The 16,634-nt window shown below is 44.1% G+C and carries 16 protein-coding genes and 1 other RNA gene; 2 read left to right on the top strand and 15 right to left on the bottom strand.

Going from position 1 to position 16,634, the window contains the following annotated elements:
• Positions 1-24: 24 nt before the first annotated feature.
• The 13 genes from mltG to cymR form a co-directional block, all read right to left on the bottom strand.
• Positions 25-1,170, bottom strand: coding sequence for an endolytic transglycosylase MltG (mltG, locus tag ACXQIQ_RS18995; RefSeq protein ID WP_439300827.1), 1,146 nt, complete (start codon positions 1,168-1,170; stop codon positions 25-27).
• Between the two features lie 215 nt (positions 1,171-1,385).
• The gene (locus tag ACXQIQ_RS18990; protein WP_226546588.1) at positions 1,386-1,676 is read right to left on the bottom strand and encodes a DUF1292 domain-containing protein; all 291 of its coding nucleotides are present in this window, start codon (positions 1,674-1,676) and stop codon (positions 1,386-1,388) included.
• Positions 1,677-1,694: 18 nt separating this feature from the next.
• Positions 1,695-2,114, bottom strand: coding sequence for a Holliday junction resolvase RuvX (ruvX, locus tag ACXQIQ_RS18985; protein ID WP_439300828.1), 420 nt, complete (start codon positions 2,112-2,114; stop codon positions 1,695-1,697).
• A gap of 9 nt (positions 2,115-2,123) precedes the next feature.
• On the bottom strand, positions 2,124-2,396 hold the full coding sequence (locus ACXQIQ_RS18980; protein ID WP_226546590.1) for an IreB family regulatory phosphoprotein: 273 nt from the start codon (positions 2,394-2,396) through the stop codon (positions 2,124-2,126).
• A gap of 75 nt (positions 2,397-2,471) precedes the next feature.
• A complete protein-coding gene (gene alaS / locus ACXQIQ_RS18975; protein WP_439300829.1) occupies positions 2,472-5,108 on the bottom strand; it encodes an alanine--tRNA ligase in 2,637 nt (878 codons plus the stop codon).
• A gap of 328 nt (positions 5,109-5,436) precedes the next feature.
• Positions 5,437-6,510, bottom strand: a complete 1,074-nt coding sequence (locus ACXQIQ_RS18970; protein ID WP_439300830.1) for an AI-2E family transporter — start codon at positions 6,508-6,510, stop codon at positions 5,437-5,439.
• Positions 6,511-6,639: 129 nt separating this feature from the next.
• On the bottom strand, positions 6,640-6,774 hold the full coding sequence (locus ACXQIQ_RS18965) for a YrzQ family protein (protein ID WP_439300831.1): 135 nt from the start codon (positions 6,772-6,774) through the stop codon (positions 6,640-6,642).
• A 13-nt stretch (positions 6,775-6,787) separates the two neighbouring features.
• Positions 6,788-6,976, bottom strand: a complete 189-nt coding sequence (locus ACXQIQ_RS18960) for a hypothetical protein (protein WP_439300832.1) — start codon at positions 6,974-6,976, stop codon at positions 6,788-6,790.
• 83 nt (positions 6,977-7,059) lie between these two features.
• On the bottom strand, positions 7,060-9,354 hold the full coding sequence (gene recD2, locus ACXQIQ_RS18955; protein ID WP_439300833.1) for an SF1B family DNA helicase RecD2: 2,295 nt from the start codon (positions 9,352-9,354) through the stop codon (positions 7,060-7,062).
• Positions 9,355-9,370: 16 nt separating this feature from the next.
• Positions 9,371-10,051 (bottom strand): tetratricopeptide repeat protein, encoded by a 681-nt coding sequence (locus ACXQIQ_RS18950; RefSeq protein WP_439300834.1) that lies wholly within the window; start codon positions 10,049-10,051, stop codon positions 9,371-9,373.
• A 171-nt stretch (positions 10,052-10,222) separates the two neighbouring features.
• A complete protein-coding gene (gene mnmA / locus ACXQIQ_RS18945) occupies positions 10,223-11,335 on the bottom strand; it encodes a tRNA 2-thiouridine(34) synthase MnmA (protein ID WP_439300835.1) in 1,113 nt (370 codons plus the stop codon).
• Between the two features lie 15 nt (positions 11,336-11,350).
• The gene (locus ACXQIQ_RS18940; protein ID WP_439300836.1) at positions 11,351-12,493 is read right to left on the bottom strand and encodes a cysteine desulfurase family protein; all 1,143 of its coding nucleotides are present in this window, start codon (positions 12,491-12,493) and stop codon (positions 11,351-11,353) included.
• A gap of 70 nt (positions 12,494-12,563) precedes the next feature.
• A complete protein-coding gene (cymR, locus tag ACXQIQ_RS18935; RefSeq protein WP_439300837.1) occupies positions 12,564-12,983 on the bottom strand; it encodes a cysteine metabolism transcriptional regulator CymR in 420 nt (139 codons plus the stop codon).
• Between the two features lie 198 nt (positions 12,984-13,181).
• Here cymR and ACXQIQ_RS18930 point away from each other — a divergent pair, with 198 nt between their 5' ends.
• Both ACXQIQ_RS18930 and ACXQIQ_RS18925 read left to right on the top strand, forming a co-directional pair.
• A complete protein-coding gene (locus tag ACXQIQ_RS18930; protein ID WP_439300838.1) occupies positions 13,182-14,513 on the top strand; it encodes an AAA family ATPase in 1,332 nt (443 codons plus the stop codon).
• Positions 14,514-14,615: 102 nt separating this feature from the next.
• Positions 14,616-15,401 (top strand): RsfA family transcriptional regulator, encoded by a 786-nt coding sequence (locus ACXQIQ_RS18925; RefSeq protein ID WP_439300839.1) that lies wholly within the window; start codon positions 14,616-14,618, stop codon positions 15,399-15,401.
• A 40-nt stretch (positions 15,402-15,441) separates the two neighbouring features.
• On the opposite strand, the gene ACXQIQ_RS18920 is transcribed toward ACXQIQ_RS18925, so the two are convergent.
• Together ACXQIQ_RS18920 and ssrS are read right to left on the bottom strand one after the other, a co-directional pair.
• On the bottom strand, positions 15,442-16,209 hold the full coding sequence (locus ACXQIQ_RS18920) for a tRNA threonylcarbamoyladenosine dehydratase (protein WP_439300840.1): 768 nt from the start codon (positions 16,207-16,209) through the stop codon (positions 15,442-15,444).
• Positions 16,210-16,340: 131 nt separating this feature from the next.
• Positions 16,341-16,522, bottom strand: a non-coding RNA gene (ssrS, locus tag ACXQIQ_RS18915) — 6S RNA.
• Between the last annotated feature and the right edge of the window lie 112 nt (positions 16,523-16,634).

Raw genomic sequence — 16,634 nt, 5'->3', positions numbered from 1 at the left:
AACTTCCTTCATTCCCTCTGATCATCAGGATTCATCTTTGTCTTTATTTGCTAAATCTCGCCATTCCTGGATGTACTTCTCTTTGATCTTATTATGCTCATCTAACGTTTTCGCATACAATACTTCTCCGTTCGGACGGGCAAAGAAGTAATAGTACGGATTAGCTTCTGGATTCGCGGCTGCATTGATAGCCGATTCACCTGGTGAAGCAATCGGTCCGATCGGTAATCCTGGTTCGGTATACGTATTGTATGGAGACGCTGTTTCAGTATCTTTATAGGTTACGATGATTTTCGATTGCTGCTGTGCGTAAGTGACCGTTACATCCGATTGTAATGGCATTGGTTTTTTCAGACGATTATAGAATACGCCTGATACTTTGAATCGGTCTTCTTTCTTCCGAGCTTCTTCTTCAATAATGGAAGCGAGCGTCAAGATTTCATGAGTCGTATATCCAGTATCTTCGATGCTTGCCTGGTATTGTTCAACCACAGAAGACATCTTCTGGATCATGGATTCAATAATCGACTCCAAAGATGGATCTTTCTTGTAGAACTCGTATGTTGCAGGGAATAAATAGCCTTCTAAAGGCCACAGAACCTTGTCATCGAGTATCTTTTCGTCAAGTAGCGGATACTTATCAATCAATGATTGGATATACTCTTTATCTTGCATTTTCTCAAGGATTTCTTCCTCTGTGTAATCCGATTGTTCCGCGATTTTGGCTGCGACTTCCGGCATACGAAGACCTTCTGCCACACGGACCGTCATTTCCGCTTCTTTATATACTTTCCCATCCTTCAATGAATTGATGATTCCTTTCATATCCATTGATTTCGTGAGTTCATAGTTTCCAGCTTGGAAGTCGTTGTCATTTTTATATTTTACATAATACTTGAATACGAGTGCACTTTTGATAACGCCTTTTTCTTCTAATTTATTGGCTATTTCACTTGTAGACGTCCCGATTGGTATTTCGACATTCACCGGTTTGTTGCTGGACGCATTTACAGGCTCCAGTGCTCCTTTAATGTATAGATATCCACCTATACCAACACCTGCAATCGATAGGATCAACAGCGTAAGTACGATGATGACGACACGTCTTACGACTTTTGCTTCCTGATTACGGCGCATTATCGTTTCTTGATCAAGATTTGGCTGAAGCACCAATCATCCCCCTCTCTCTCATCTTTCCTATTATACTATAACTTCAGAAAAATTCAGCTAAAATCCGCCAATTTTTTTATTCGCTGTCGAATCAAAAGTGGTAGATTCTAGTAATTACAAGGTATCTTCCAGCAATTTTATTCTAAAGTCATTGACTAAACAACGGCATAGAAAAAGACTGACGAGGAAATCGTCAGTCCTTCTTTGTGAATGTTTTAGAGCTCTTCTGAATCCTGGAATGTGTTCAGCATTTCTTCGACCATATCCCATTCAGCGTCCGTTTCGATTGGGAACAGCTCAATATCGTCGTCTTTCTCGCCTTTGTCTTCATAACGGAAAGCGAAGACTTCTACATCTTCTTCGTCTTCTTCAGAACTTTCTACTGGAACCAATACCATATATGATTTTTCCGTTTCATCCACATCGAATGTGAAAAGGACTTCAAATAAATGTTCCTCTCCATTCTCATCCGGGATGATGATCCGCTCTTTTTCTTCTTCTGCCATTTGAATACACCTTCTTTTTTAGTTTGCAGCTGGGCTGTCTAAGTAGCTTTGTAAAATAAGTACCGCTGCCATTTTATCAATGACGCCTTTACGTTTCTTTCGACTGACATCTGCTTCGATAAGCATCCGTTCTGCAGCAGCCGTCGTCAAACGTTCATCCCACAGAACCGTAGATACGTTTAATGTATCCTCGATGAGCTGTGCAAATTCTTGACACATTTCTCCACTGGGACCAATCGTGCCATTCATATTTTTCGGGAGACCGACGACGATTTTGTCTACATCGTTCTTTTCGACCAATTCACGGATATAAGCCAAGTCCTGGTCAATATCTCCCTTACGACGGTACGTTTCGATGCCCTGTGCGGTCCAACCGAGGGCATCGCTCAATGCAATTCCGATCGTTTTCGTACCGAGGTCCAAACCTAATTTTCGCATGTTCTTGATTTATCTCTCACTTTCCTGGTGCTGGACTAAGTAGGATTTCACTAGCTCCTCAATCAATTCATCACGTTCAAGTTTCCGAATTTTGCTTCTTGCATCGTTGTGACGAGGAATATAAGCCGGGTCACCAGAAAGGAGGTAACCGACGATCTGATTAATCGGATTGTATCCTTTTTCTTGTAAGGAATCATAAACCGACAACAACACATGCTTGACATTGGTATCCATTGAATCATCTTGAAAGTTGAACTTTACCGTTTTGTCAAATGAGCTCATCTTGACACCTCTCTTTAGCGTATGAATTTGGAAGCCCCCATAACTCTAATTTCATTGTACCTTACGCATACAGGTTTAGGAAATGGATTTGACGAATTCGTAAACATAATTTAATGCTTCGTCAAGTTTTGCAGGTTCTTTACCACCTGCTTGAGCCATGTCAGGACGGCCTCCGCCGCCTCCGCCACAACGGGTAGCGACTTCCTTCACGATTTTCCCTGCATGATACCCTTCTTTCGTTAAATCATCGGTAACTCCTGCAACGATATTCACTTTTTCATTTTGAACGGAACCTAACACAACTATTCCATTTCCAACTTTATTTTTCAAATCGTCAACAATGGAGCGTAGGTTGTTCATGTCACTTGCAGAGACTTTCTGCGCTAGGACCTTCACGCCGTTCACTTCGACGACATCGTCCAATAAGGAACCTGCTTCAATGTTTGCGAGCTTGCTTTTCAGTGATTCATTTTCACGTTGCAAGTCACGAATCTGCGTTTGTAAGCCTTCTACTCTTGTCGGCACATCGTTCAAGTTCGACTTCAGAATATCAGCTGTGTTCTTCAACACTTGGACTTGGCCGGAAAGGTGGCGATACGCACCTTCACTCGTCACGGCTTCAATTCTTCGGGTTCCTGCACCGATTCCGGATTCAGAAACGATCTTGAACAGTCCGATTTCTGCTGTGTTGCGAACGTGACATCCACCGCAAAGCTCGAGGCTGTAATCGCCGACTTGAACGACGCGGACTTCGCTTCCGTACTTCTCACCGAATAAAGCCATCGCTCCCATTGCTTTTGCTTCTTCAATCGGTTTAACCATTTTATCAACCGAAATGGAGCTCCAGATTTTCTCGTTCACAATGGATTCGATTTCCTCGATCTCTTCAGAAGTCACCTGATTGAAGTGAGAAAAGTCAAATCGAAGACGATCTTGTGTCACGAGTGATCCAGCCTGATTGACGTGCTTTCCTAAAACATCCTTCAAAGCCTGATGAAGCAAATGGGTTGCCGTATGGTTCTTGATGATTCCTGAACGGCTTGTCTCATTGACGACAGTCTCAAGTTGCTCACCAACGCGAAGCGTACCTTTTTCTACAAGGACCGTATGGAGGTTCTGACCATTCGGTGCCTTTTGTACATCTTTAACGACTGCGAAGACTTGGTCGTTGCTTAAAGTACCTTTATCCGCAATTTGACCTCCACTTTCTGCATAAAACGGTGTTTCATCAAGGATTACGAGTACTTCTTCGCCCGCATTCACTTCCTGAACCGTTTCTGTCCCCTTCACGATGACGCTCACTTTCGAAGAGCCAGATAATCGATCGTAGCCGATGAATTCGCTCTTTTCGTTGATATCGCTCAACACACTTGTCTGCACTTGCATAGAGCCTGTATCCTGGCGAGCAGCACGAGCTCTGTCTCGTTGCGCTTCCATCTCAACCTGGAATTGTTCACGGTTGACCGTCATATTCTCTTCTTCAAGGTATTCTTCCGTCAACTCGAACGGGAATCCATAAGTGTCATACAGTTTGAATGCATCGGACCCAGAAAGCTCCGTTTGACCATTTTCTTTCGCTTTCTTGATCATTTCTGATAAAATCGCAAGACCTTCGTTGATCGTCTCGTGGAAACGTTCTTCCTCGTTCTTGACGACCTTTTGGATGAAGTCCGTGTTTTCAAGGACATTCGGATAGAATTCTTTCATGACGTCTGCTACGACTGGAACGAGTTCATACATGAATGGCTTGCTGATATCCAGCTGTTTTGAGAATCGGATTGCTCGACGGACCAGACGACGAAGTACATATCCACGCCCTTCGTTTGACGGTAATGCTCCGTCTGCGACTGCGAATGTCACTGTACGGATATGGTCAGCAATGACTTTGAAAGCTGTGTCGATTTCTTTACTCTTGCCATATTCAACACCTGAAATTTTTTCGGTCGCCTCTATCATCGGCATGAACAGGTCTGTTTCATAGTTCGTCGGTGCATCTTGAAGCGCACAAATCACACGCTCTAGCCCCATACCTGTATCAATGTTCTTTTTCGGAAGCGGTGTGTAGCTACCGTCTGGATTATGATTGAATTGTGAGAAGACGAGATTCCAGATTTCCAGGTGACGTTCATTTTCTCCACCAGGGAAAAGCTCAGGATCATTCGGGTCGTTTCCGTATTGCTCACCTCGGTCAAAGAAAATCTCCGTGTTCGGTCCACTCGGACCTTCACCGATATCCCAGAAGTTTTCTTCTAGTCGGATGATCTTTTCTTTCGGAAGCCCGATTTCGTTGTGCCAGATGTCGTGAGCTTCATCGTCTTCAGGGTGGATGGTGACCGCTAATTTTTCAGGGTCGATTCCAAGCCAATCCTCACTTGTGAGGAATTCCCATGCCCAGTGGATCGATTCCTTCTTGAAGTAATCACCGATTGAGAAGTTCCCGAGCATTTCGAAGAACGTATGGTGACGAGCTGTCTTACCGACATTTTCAATATCATTCGTACGGATGGATTTTTGAGCGTTGACGATACGAGGGTTTTCAGGAACGACACGACCGTCGAAGTACTTTTTCAATGTTGCAACTCCACTATTGATCCATAGCAAAGACGGATCTTCATGTGGAACGAGTGATGCACTCGGTTCTACCTTATGTCCTTTTTCTTTGAAGAAATCGAGAAACATTTGTCTTACTTGAGCGGATGTTAATGTTTTCATTTTTGTACCCTCCTTAGAGTCTAACTTAATCACATAGCTGTAAAAATCAAAAAACTCCCGTCCTGTATAAAAACAGGGACGAGAGTTATCACGCGGTACCACCCTGGTTACGAATACGTATTATGTATCCATCACCTCGACACATTAACGGTGTGCGCCGGCAGGTTTTGCCTGCATTCCGGATCAGCGTTCGGTCAATCTTCATCTAGAACCCCTTACAGCCGGAGGGGGTTCCTCTCTACAAGATGGGCTTTGACTTACTCGTTCCATCATCACTTTACATGTTTATGGTTAATTTCCTAACTGTGGATAATTATAGACTTACCCATTATTCATTGTCAACATTCCTGAAATGTTTCCGGGTATGCAAAAAGATGACCTTCCCTACCGCAAATATCGGAACGGCTAACAATAATCCAACAACTCCACCGATTTCACCACCAACAAGAAGTGCAAATATGATCATGATCGGGTGAATATGCAACGTTTTACCGACAATCAGCGGACCGAGAATATTGCCTTCAATGAATTGCAGCACGATCAGGATACCCAGGACGATCAACAATTTGTTAACCGAGATGGTAGCCGCAATCAACGCAACAGGAATCGCTCCGATAATCGGTCCGAAATAAGGAATGAAGTCTGTCACCCCGATAATGAGTCCAAGAATGACGGGATAAGGTACCCCTGCTAGCCAAAAAGCAAGGATGGCGATAAGGGAGAGCGCAACTGCTACCGTCAATTGTCCGCGGATGTAGTTACCGAGTGACTGATCGACGTCTCTTGCAAGTCGCTTACCCGGTTCACGCCATTTTTTCGGAGTGATGTTACCGATCATCTTATAAATGACGTCGATGTCCTTCAACATGTAGAACACAAGAAACGGAATGACGATCCATGCGAAAATGTTACTCCAGAACACTTTGATGGTTTCTATGACACCTTCAATCATGCCATCAAGGTACCGTTCAGTTGCATGAAGTGTTTCCTCAAATTCTTTATGGACGACTTCAGGGAGATTGTCTGTCCGTTCGTAAAATTCCCGAACCCATATTTTGTACGTATCCGAGAGGACAGGTAGTTGTTCGCTCAGCCCTTTCAATTGCTCAATCAAATAAGGGATGCTCTTAAAAATAAGAAACCCGGTGCCTCCGAAGAAAGTAAGATAGATGATGAGAATGGCGATGGAACGTGGCAAGCCCTTACGGTGCAACCACTCCACAATCGGATGCAACAAATATGTGATGAAAATGGCAACAAAAAAAGGAACGAAAATCGTCTGGATCACATCAAGGATCGGATGCCAGAAAGGTCCTATTTTCATAAATACGAAGATGGACAATAGCAGGAGGAGAACCATTCCGAGTCGAACAAGTGCTTCAATTGTAAACAGTTTTTTCATAATCTCCACCGGATCTCATTCCATATTTTCAGTCATTCTTAAGTTGCACTTAAATAGTGACCCTATTCAAGAACCGGTGAATCTTCTGTATGAATTAAAATGAACTGACCTCCTCAGAGTGTCAGTCCATTAGTAGATTGCTTTTGCAATTCGTTTACGAAGTTTTTTCATCTTCCGTGACGAAAAGGTTCCGTTATCATAAAGCGTTTTGACAAGATAGGCTCCGGCACATGTTGTAGCGATTGTCATAATCGTACGGTTCATTCACAGCCCCCTCTTACATAGATATGCTTAAATCGTCATCCTCAAACAAATCATCGAGTGAAGTCAAACTCCCATCTTCCTCTACTTGATTCAGAGCAAGTTTGCCATCCACGATCGTCAGTTCAATAAAACAACCCCAACAATAGAATTGCTCTACCCCTATTTTGCCTAAGTCTTTGCATTGGCAGTTGGGACATCTCATTTCTTGTTCCTCCTCTTGAAACATCAACCTTGTTGGCTGATTTTTTGAAATGGTAGGAATAGGATGTCCCGTTTCACTGCTATCTATACGTTTTCACTTGTCTGGGTGCTGTTGATCCGTTTCTTCAACTTCTCATCCAGCAACGAATTTCTTGAACCGGCGTCATTTTGTTGGACCGCTCTTTCAAACGCATCCATCTCTCCACAAATGATTAAATATTCCTTACTCCTCGTTACCGCAGTATAGATGAGATTCCGCCTTAGCATACGATAATAGCCTCTCACAATCGGTAAGACGACGATGGGAAATTCGCTCCCTTGCGATTTATGAATAGAGCAGCAGTATGCATGGGTGATCTGATTCAAGTCCGTCTTTTTGAAGGTAACTTCGATTCCATCAAATGATATGACGATCTGTTCTTCTTTGTCTTTCGTTTCTTTCGCATAGATGATTGATACGATTTCACCGATATCTCCGTTGAAGATTTGCTCTTCAGGCACATTGACGAGTTGAAGCACCTTATCGCCGACCCGGTATTTCGTATCAAAATAATCAATCTCACGCTTTTGATCAGATGGTGGATTGAACATGAGCTGAAGCTCACGGTTCAACTCATCGATCCCAGCCTTACCACGGTACATCGGTGCGAGCACCTGTACATCTCGAGCTGTAAAACCTTTCGCGAGGGCACTTTTACAAACTTGCAAAACTGCCTGAGACGCCTGCTCTTGTGAACAAGGGAAAAATCGTCTGTCGGGCTGTGGCGATTGAAGATCAGAAGGTAGCCTGCCTTCTTTCATCTCATGCGCGAGTTGAACGATGGTTGAGCCTTGAGCCTGTCGATAGATTTGATCGAGTTTTACCGTCGGAATGACATTTGAGGCAATCAAATCTTTCAACACTTGTCCGGGACCTACGGAAGGGAGCTGGTCCTCATCACCGACCATGACAATCTGGATATCCTCTGGCAAAGCGTCGAACAACCGGTAAGCCAATCGAAGATCAACCATCGACATTTCATCAATGATCAATAATCTGCCCTTGATTGGATTATCTTCATCGTATTCAAACCCGCTTCCACCTTTCCAACCGAGTAAACGGTGGATCGTAACCGCGGGGATACCTGTCGACTCGCTCATCCGCTTGGCTGCCCGACCTGTAGGCGCAACAAGTAGGAACGGGAATTCCCCGTCCTCATAGTCTTTAGGATCGAGGGACACCCCATGGATCTCAGCATACACTTCAATGATTCCTTTGATGACCGTTGTTTTTCCGGTACCCGGTCCACCTGTCAAGATCATCATTGAAGATGTGATCGCTCTTAGAATCGCGTCCTTTTGAGCTTCGGCATACTCCATCCCATACTGTTCTTCTAAAGAACCAAGCGCGGTGTAGAAGTCCGATTGCTCAATGCGATCATAATCACCCTGCTTCAAGACCCGTTCAATCGTTTTGATGAATCCGAATTCTGAAAAATAGAGTGAAGGAAGGTATGCATTTTCATCCTCGATATACACCTTTCCATCACCATGTAATTGAACGATTTCCGTGTAAAAATCAACCTCTTCCTCAAGGACCGGTTTTGTGAACAGTAGACTTTTCGACTCTTGTATGAGGTCTTCTACCGGAATATATGTATGTCCATGTTGGTTTGATAGTTCTTTCAGACAATAAAGGAGACCGGCTTGAATCCGTTCTGAGGAAGCTTCCTCTATTCCAAGTGCCTGCCCGATTTCATCCGCTCGTTTGAATCCGACGCCATCAATATCATAGATTAATTGATACGGGTTGGACTGGATGATGGAAATGGCCTCTCCTTGGTACGTCTGATAAATTTTCATCGCGATGGATGGTCCGATTCCGTATCTGTGAAGGGTACTCAGCAGTTGTTCAAGCCCTTGATGCTCCATCAGCGTCTCGTAAATGGTCTTCGCCTTCTCCTCATTGAGGTCAGGGACGTCATTCAACACTTTCGGGTCTTCAATGATCCTTGTAAATGCATCTTCACCAAGCGATTTGATGACTTTTTCAGCAGTCTTTTTCCCGATGCCACTAAACAGATCACTTGAAAGATACAAAACCATCCCGTCTTCCGTGCGAGGCAAATCTTTCCGGTAGAACTCCACTACGAATTGCTTTCCGTATTTCGGGTGATCTTTCACATCGCCCCAAAAGATATACGTCTCATCCTCTAGTAAAACAGGAAACGTGCCGACGACGATCAATTCTTTCTCCATTTCTGCCAAATTCGTATCTTTGGTTTCTATTTTCAATACGGTGTAGTAGGTTTCTGAGTTTTTGTAGATTACATGGAGGATCGATCCTTTTACGAATCGCTTCTCCTCCGTTCCCAAATTAAACTGACCTTGTAACTCCATATACTCGCCCCGCTAATCAATCATTGTTTTCAGTGGACTCTCGTAATTCCTTTACCATTTTCAGACCGTTGTGTGCCAGGATATGGTCTTCTTGGTGCTCGACCGCTTTTTTGAACATTTCCTCTGCCTGATCGACTTGTTCACGATACAGATAAGCAACTCCTAGGTTGTAATAGGCATCTGAATGAGACTCATCCAGTTTGATCGTACGCTCGAGTGCATCAACTGCCTGTTCGAACATTTGCAGCTTTCCAAGTGCCATGCCGTATTGGAACCATGCGTCAACATCCTGACTGTTCTCTTCGGTCGCCTTCTGGAAATGCGGGAGTGCACGTTTGTCATCTCCTAATTGCACAAAGCTCATCCCAAGCATGAAATGGCTGTCCCCATCTGCTAGTCCTTTTTTGATCGCATCAATGAACAGGTCCACTGCATCATCGAATTGTTCCAATTTGTAAAAGACGACACCTGCCCCGTAGTAGGCCGCTGCCAGATTTTCATCCAATTCAATCGCCTTATCGAAAAAGCCCATCGCTTTTTCATACTCCCCAACGAGTTCCAGGAGATTCCCAAAGTTTACATAAGCAATCGGATCATCCGGCTTTTCCTCGAGCGCTTTATGAAAAGCCTTCGCCGCATCCTCGTATTTCCCTTCTTTCATCAGTTGTATGCCTAGTTGATTGTGATCTTCTGCCATGATCTCTCCGCCTCCTCCATTTTAGTTAACCTTAATTGTAGAACGTTAGAGTTCCTCTTATAAGCTCTATTGTTGATATTCGAAGAAATCAACAATCTCCTCATTAAAAGAAAATGGACCTCGTCAAACGTTCAATTTGAAAAGGTCCACTGTTGTCATGCATTTCATCGACTACAAATACGAAATCGCTTCTTCTTTCTTATACACTTTATCGATGGTTCCTCCACCGAGGCAGACATCTCCATCATAAAAGACGACTGCTTGTCCAGGAGTGATCGCTCGTTGTGGTTCATCGAATACGACGTCATACAATCCGTCATCACGTTTACGAACAGTTACGTTACGATCCGGCTGACGGTAACGGAATTTCGCAGTGCACTTGATTTCGTCTGGCATTTCCTTACCGGTCATCCAACTGACTTTCGTCGCAGTCAGCTTATCGGAATATAAAAGTTCATTATGGAAGCCTTGTTCCACGAAGAGAACATTGCGATCCAGGTCTTTACCGACGACGAACCAAGGATCACCATCTCCACCAATGCCTAGACCATGACGCTGTCCGATTGTGTAGTACATCAGCCCGTCATGTGTGCCTTTCTTTTCACCAGAAAGAGTTTGCATTTCGCCTGGTTGTGCAGGGAGATATTGACTTAAGAATTCCTTGAAGTTCCGTTCACCGATAAAGCAGATTCCAGTACTGTCTTTTTTCTTAGCGGTTGCAAGTCCAGCACGTTCCGCCATTTCCCGGATTTCCGGCTTGTTGTATTCACCGATCGGGAACATGACTTTCGAAATTTGCTCCTGGCTCAATTGATTCAAGAAATACGTTTGATCTTTGTTCTCATCCACTCCGCGAAGCATGACCGTTTCTCCATCTCGATGGTCGACTCGTGCATAATGCCCAGTAGCGACATAGTCCGCTCCAAGACTCATCGCATGCTCAAGGAATGCTTTGAATTTGATTTCCTTGTTGCACATAACGTCTGGATTCGGTGTGCGCCCTGCTTTATATTCTTCAAGGAAGTATGTGAACACTTTATCCCAATATTGCTTTTCGAAGTTCACCGCATAATAAGGGATGCCGAGCTGGTTGCAGACTCGGATGACGTCTTCATAATCTTCCGTAGCGGTACATACGCCGTTTTCATCGGTATCGTCCCAGTTTTTCATGAAGATTCCGATCACATCATAACCTTGTTCTTTCAAAAGTAACGCTGCCACCGAGGAATCGACCCCACCGGACATACCGACGACCACACGTGTATCTTCTGGTCTTTTTTCCATTGTTCACACCTCCATTCACATAGATGTTAAGCGTTTGACGATCTTGACTGTCTCATTCGCCGCACGCTCGATTTCTTCCATTGTATTCCCATAACCGAAACTGAATCGGATGGCTGATGTCATTCGTTCATGATCTTCAAACATCGCCGCCAACACATGGGAAGGCTCAATGGATCCAGCTGTACAAGCCGACCCGCTTGAAGCTGCAATCCTGGACAGGTCCAGGTTGACGAGCATGGATTCCACATTCGTGCCAGGGAAACTGACATTCAGTACATGCGGCAGAGAATATTCAATGGATCCATTCAGTATATACTCAATACCCTCTTCTTGAAAAATTTCCAGCATACGCTGCTTGAAGGCTTTCAAGTTTTCATGGCGGTCCATCTTCTCTTCCTGGATCAGTTCCACTGCTTTCTTCATTCCCATGATGCCTGGAACGTTTTCGGTACCCGCTCTCCGTTTTCGCTCTTGTTCGCCCCCGAACGCTCTCGGCTCAAGTCGAACACCATCGCGTACATATAGGAAACCGTTCCCTTTTGGACCATTGATTTTATGAGAGGAAATCGACATCAGATCAATTCCGAAGTGCTTCACGTCAATCATGACACTGCCATAGGCCTGTACAGCATCCGTATGGAAAAGGACGTCTTTTTCACTCGTGATCGCACCGATTTCTTGAATCGGTTGAAGGGTTCCGACTTCATTGTTTCCGTACATGATGGTTACGAGGATTGTATCATCCTTGATCGCCTCTTCCACTTGTTGTGGACGAACCCGACCTGTTTCATCGACAGGAAGATATGTGACTTCGAAACCATTGTCTTCGAGGTACTCAACAGCGTGCAAGACCGCATGGTGTTCCACTTTGGATGTGATGATATGCTTGCCCTTATTCTGCTGAGCAAGTGCTGCTCCGATAATAGCCATGTTGTCCGCTTCCGTTCCACCACTTGTAAAAACAATTTCGTTGAAGCTCGCATTGATGCTCGCTGCCATCACTCTTCTCGCTTCGTCCAAAGCTTGGCGAGTATTCCGCCCGAATTGGTGGATACTCGAAGGATTTCCGTATTGGGTTGTAAAATAGGGGACCATTGCTTCTACAACTTCCTCCCTCGTAGGGGAAGTTGCCGCATGGTCCAAATAAATGGCATTCATGTTATCACCTTATCAATATAGTAAAGTTCCCGTTCTTTATTAAACCATCCGTTTCATTTTTAAACCTTCATTAAATGTAGAACATATACGCTTCTTGGTCATCATCATTACTATAAGAAGCCAGTTCGTCCAGTGTTGTACTATCTAGCACTTCTTTCACTGCGTCTCGGATCTTGATCCAAAGGTCTCGCTTAGCCGGCTCTTCATCATCGAGGATTTCGACGGGTGTAATCGGTCCTTCGAGAACGCGGATGATGTCTCCTGCCGTTATCTTTTCCGCATCGCGGGTCAAAGTATACCCTCCATATGCGCCACGAATACTTTTGACAAGTCCAGCATTCCGGAGCGGTCCGACTAATTGCTCAAGGTAATGTTCGGAAAGGTTGTGTTCCTTTGCAATCGACTTCAAAGAAATGGGGCCTTCACCGTATTTTTTTGCGAGAGCAATCATGATGGTCAATCCGTACCGTCCTTTTGTTGAAATCTTCATAGTATCCTCCTCGATTCACTAAGCATCTATCCATCATAGGGGTTCACCCCGTAGAAATGACACGTTCATTTTAACTATGACATTATAGCATGAAATGGGTTATTCTTGCATTCATTCCGTTCCTATAGTATCGTTCAGATGAATTATTTATGCTTATCTAGAAGACGTTTAGAACGGTCCATGAAAGGACGTGAAGCTATGGATTTATTTGATATGTCGATGGATGAATCACCGAGGGGCAAACCACTTGCTGACCGGATGAGACCTAGAAGGTTGGATGAGTTTATCGGTCAGGAACATATTGTCGGCAAAGGGAAATTGCTGAGACGAGCGATTGAAGCGGATCAGCTTTCAGCTATGATTTTCTTCGGTCCACCTGGGACGGGAAAAACGACACTATCTAAAATCATTGCTAACACAACTTCGGCGCACTTTGAACAGATCAATGCTGTTACATCTGGTGTCGCCGATATTCGAAATATCACGACACAAGCAAAAGAACGTTTGAAGATGGACAATCAGAAAACGCTTCTTTTTATCGATGAAATTCATCGTTTCAATAAAAGTCAGCAGGATGCGCTTCTTCCTTATGTAGAGGACGGTACGATCATCCTGATTGGTGCTACGACAGAGAGCCCGATGTTCGAAATCAATCGCGCTTTGTTATCACGATCAAGATTGTTCCGATTCGAACCGCTTACGGACGGTCATATTAAAAAAGTGCTAGAAACCGCCATCAGGGATGAGGAGCGCGGATTCGGCAAACATAATGTACAAGCGGATGATCAAGCACTGGACCACCTCGTTGATGTTGCCAACGGTGATGCAAGAACTTCGCTGAACGCATTGGAACTAGCGGTCTTAACAACGAATCCTGATGAGGATGGCATCATTCACATCACGGTAGAAATTGCAGAAGAATCCATTCAACAGCGTGTGTTGCAATACGATAAACAGGGAGACAATCATTACGACACGATATCAGCATTCATCAAAAGTATCCGTGGTTCTGACCCAGATGCGACACTCTACTGGCTGGCTAAAATGATTTACGCAGGTGAAGACCCGAAGTTCATTGCACGGCGATTATACGTCCACGCAGCAGAGGACGTCGGGTTGGCAGATCCAAATGCTTTATTGGTCGCACAAGCGGCAGCTCAAGCCGTAGATTTCATTGGTATGCCTGAAGCTCGAATCCCGCTTGCTGAAGCTGCACTTTATCTTGCCACTGCTCCGAAAAGCAATGCGGTCATCACCGGAATCGATCAAGCGTTGAAGGCAGTCAAAAATGAAAAAGCCGGTCAGGTCCCAACTCACTTGAGGGATGCCCACTACAGCGGAGCAGAAGAACTCGGTTCTGGCATCGGGTACAAATATCCCCATAATTTCAAAGATGGCTATGTTCCACAGCAATATTTGCCTGACCATCTGACACATAAGACTTTTTACAATCCGAGTGAACGAGGCTATGAAAAAACAGTCTCCAGAAGACTCGACTACTTCACCGAACGGAAACAAAAAGGCGAATAACCTAGTATTTTAAATATAGTAAACTTGTATAGTTTCTCTCTTTCTTGTCCATGATAAAGCTAAAAAGCCTAATCGAATGGGATGAAAAAGGAGAGAACCTTTATGACAAATCAACGCCAAGATGCGTGGTCTGAAGAAGATGATCTATTATTAGCAGAAACCGTGCTACGACACGTACGTGAAGGTAGCACACAATTACAAGCTTTTGACGAAGTCGGCGACAAGCTTGATCGTACATCAGCAGCGGTCGGTTTCCGTTGGAACGCCATCGTTCGTAAAAAGTATGAGCAAGCATTGAAAATTGCGCGAAGACAACGGAAAGAGCGAAAGCGTGCAGCTGCATCCAATACACCTGTAGCTAAACCACAGAAAGAAACTACTTATCAAACTCGTTTTGAAGATCCTATGGATTTTGAAAACTATCATCCTCTTTCTGAGCGGAAGAGTAAATCGGAGCAAACAACAGTGGAGTCAACACCTGAACCAGTGACTGCTGAAACCAATCCGGCAAATACTGAATTTGCACAGGAAGAAGTTCCATATAAAGCACCAGCTCCTTCAGTAAAGGCTCAAAGTCCAGTGGAATTGGATTCTGTCATAGCCTTTTTACAGAACTTGAAACATCAAGACACGGCCTCATCCTCTGTCAAACAACAGAATGAACGCTTAGAGAATGAATGCCGTACTCTTCGTCAACAAAATGAAGAGTACCAAAATGAACTACAAGAATTGAAAAACAATTATGCTTCATTGAAAGAAGACTATCAAGCCCTCCTTCAAATCATGGATCGTGCAAGAAGAATGGTCCTCCTACAAGATCAGGAAGAGCTTTCGTCTTCTAAATTCAAAATGGACAAAAACGGCAACTTAGAGAAAGTAGCGAAGTAATGCACAAACCCACCGCCTAGAGGACGGTGGGTTTTTTACGTTATCGGATACGATTGATGGTGATATCGTTCTTTTCAATGATCTTATTGATGACATGTCCAGCCATAATCAAGCCGGATACTGATGGAACGAATGCGTTGGAAGATGGCGGCATTTTCGCCTTACGGATCTTCGCATTTTCATCCGGGACGATTTCTTTACGGATTTCTTCTCGGATTTGGATCGGCTTTTCATCAGAAAAGACGACGTTGATCCCTTTGTGGATGCCCTCTTTGCGAAGTCTCGTACGGATGACTTTTGCAATTGGGTCATAACTGGTTTTTGAGATATCTTCGATTCTCAACCGGGTAGGATCCATTTTGTTCGCTACCCCCATGCTGGAGATCATCGGAATCTCTCTTCTGAGACACTCTTTCATCAAGTGGATCTTGTACTCGATCGTATCAGAAGCATCGACAACGAAGTCTAGAGGATAACTGAAAAATTGTTCGTACGTCTCTTCCGTATAGAACATTTTCAATGCTTCCACTTTACAGTCTGGATTGATATCTGCGATGCGTTCTTTCATCAGATCGACCTTAGGTTGTCCGACTGTGGATACCAATGCATGGATTTGACGGTTGACGTTCGTGATATCGACATCATCTTTATCCACCAGGATCAAGGTTCCGACACCTGAACGTGCCAACGCTTCAGCAGCGAAAGAACCAACACCGCCGATCCCTAGAACGGCAACAGTCGCTCCTTTCAAAACCTCGAGCCCGTCTTTTCCTATCGCTAATTCATTTCTTGAGAATTGATGTAACATCTATATACTCCTTCCGTGCTCTTGTTGCAAACCAATATCCATAATAGCATATATGAAACGGAAGAATGAATGCAACTTGAACATAAGAAAAACAACCAGGTTTCCCTAGTTGTTTTTGTGTAATTCTTGGAAAGAGTCCCATATGTGCCGTCCTCTTGTTCCTCAGTGTTGAACCTGCCTGTAAAACGTGGGTGCCTTGTTATCACCATTATGCGTCCTTTCACTGAAGGCTTGCACGCCGGTCATAAACTCAGACTCCCATATTGAATGTGTTGGCTCAAACGTTCGGCAGAAACGTACACCTCAGGACTCTTTGTTATTGTAGTTATAGAATAGCATAAGGATTTTGAGTTTTCAATCTATTTGTCAGTGTATTCTCAAAAATCAGACTTCTATACCAAGTTATGTAATGAATTGAAATAGAC

Source organism: Pseudalkalibacillus sp. Hm43 (assembly GCF_054170705.1).
This window is presented reverse-complemented; position numbering and strand designations above follow the sequence as displayed.

Coding starts and splice junctions, on each gene's coding strand:
- ACXQIQ_RS18990 (WP_226546588.1), bottom strand. CDS start 1,676: ATGGCAGAAGAAGAAAAAGAGCGGATCATCATCCCGGATGAGAATGGA.
- ruvX (WP_439300828.1), bottom strand. CDS start 2,114: ATGCGAAAATTAGGTTTGGACCTCGGTACGAAAACGATCGGAATTGCA.
- ACXQIQ_RS18980 (WP_226546590.1), bottom strand. CDS start 2,396: ATGAGCTCATTTGACAAAACGGTAAAGTTCAACTTTCAAGATGATTCA.
- alaS (WP_439300829.1), bottom strand. CDS start 5,108: ATGAAAACATTAACATCCGCTCAAGTAAGACAAATGTTTCTCGATTTC.
- ACXQIQ_RS18970 (WP_439300830.1), bottom strand. CDS start 6,510: ATGAAAAAACTGTTTACAATTGAAGCACTTGTTCGACTCGGAATGGTT.
- ACXQIQ_RS18965 (WP_439300831.1), bottom strand. CDS start 6,774: ATGAACCGTACGATTATGACAATCGCTACAACATGTGCCGGAGCCTAT.
- ACXQIQ_RS18960 (WP_439300832.1), bottom strand. CDS start 6,976: ATGAGATGTCCCAACTGCCAATGCAAAGACTTAGGCAAAATAGGGGTA.
- recD2 (WP_439300833.1), bottom strand. CDS start 9,354: ATGGAGTTACAAGGTCAGTTTAATTTGGGAACGGAGGAGAAGCGATTC.
- ACXQIQ_RS18950 (WP_439300834.1), bottom strand. CDS start 10,051: ATGGCAGAAGATCACAATCAACTAGGCATACAACTGATGAAAGAAGGG.
- mnmA (WP_439300835.1), bottom strand. CDS start 11,335: ATGGAAAAAAGACCAGAAGATACACGTGTGGTCGTCGGTATGTCCGGT.
- ACXQIQ_RS18940 (WP_439300836.1), bottom strand. CDS start 12,493: ATGAATGCCATTTATTTGGACCATGCGGCAACTTCCCCTACGAGGGAG.
- cymR (WP_439300837.1), bottom strand. CDS start 12,983: ATGAAGATTTCAACAAAAGGACGGTACGGATTGACCATCATGATTGCT.
- ACXQIQ_RS18930 (WP_439300838.1), top strand. CDS start 13,182: ATGGATTTATTTGATATGTCGATGGATGAATCACCGAGGGGCAAACCA.
- ACXQIQ_RS18925 (WP_439300839.1), top strand. CDS start 14,616: ATGACAAATCAACGCCAAGATGCGTGGTCTGAAGAAGATGATCTATTA.
- ACXQIQ_RS18920 (WP_439300840.1), bottom strand. CDS start 16,209: ATGTTACATCAATTCTCAAGAAATGAATTAGCGATAGGAAAAGACGGG.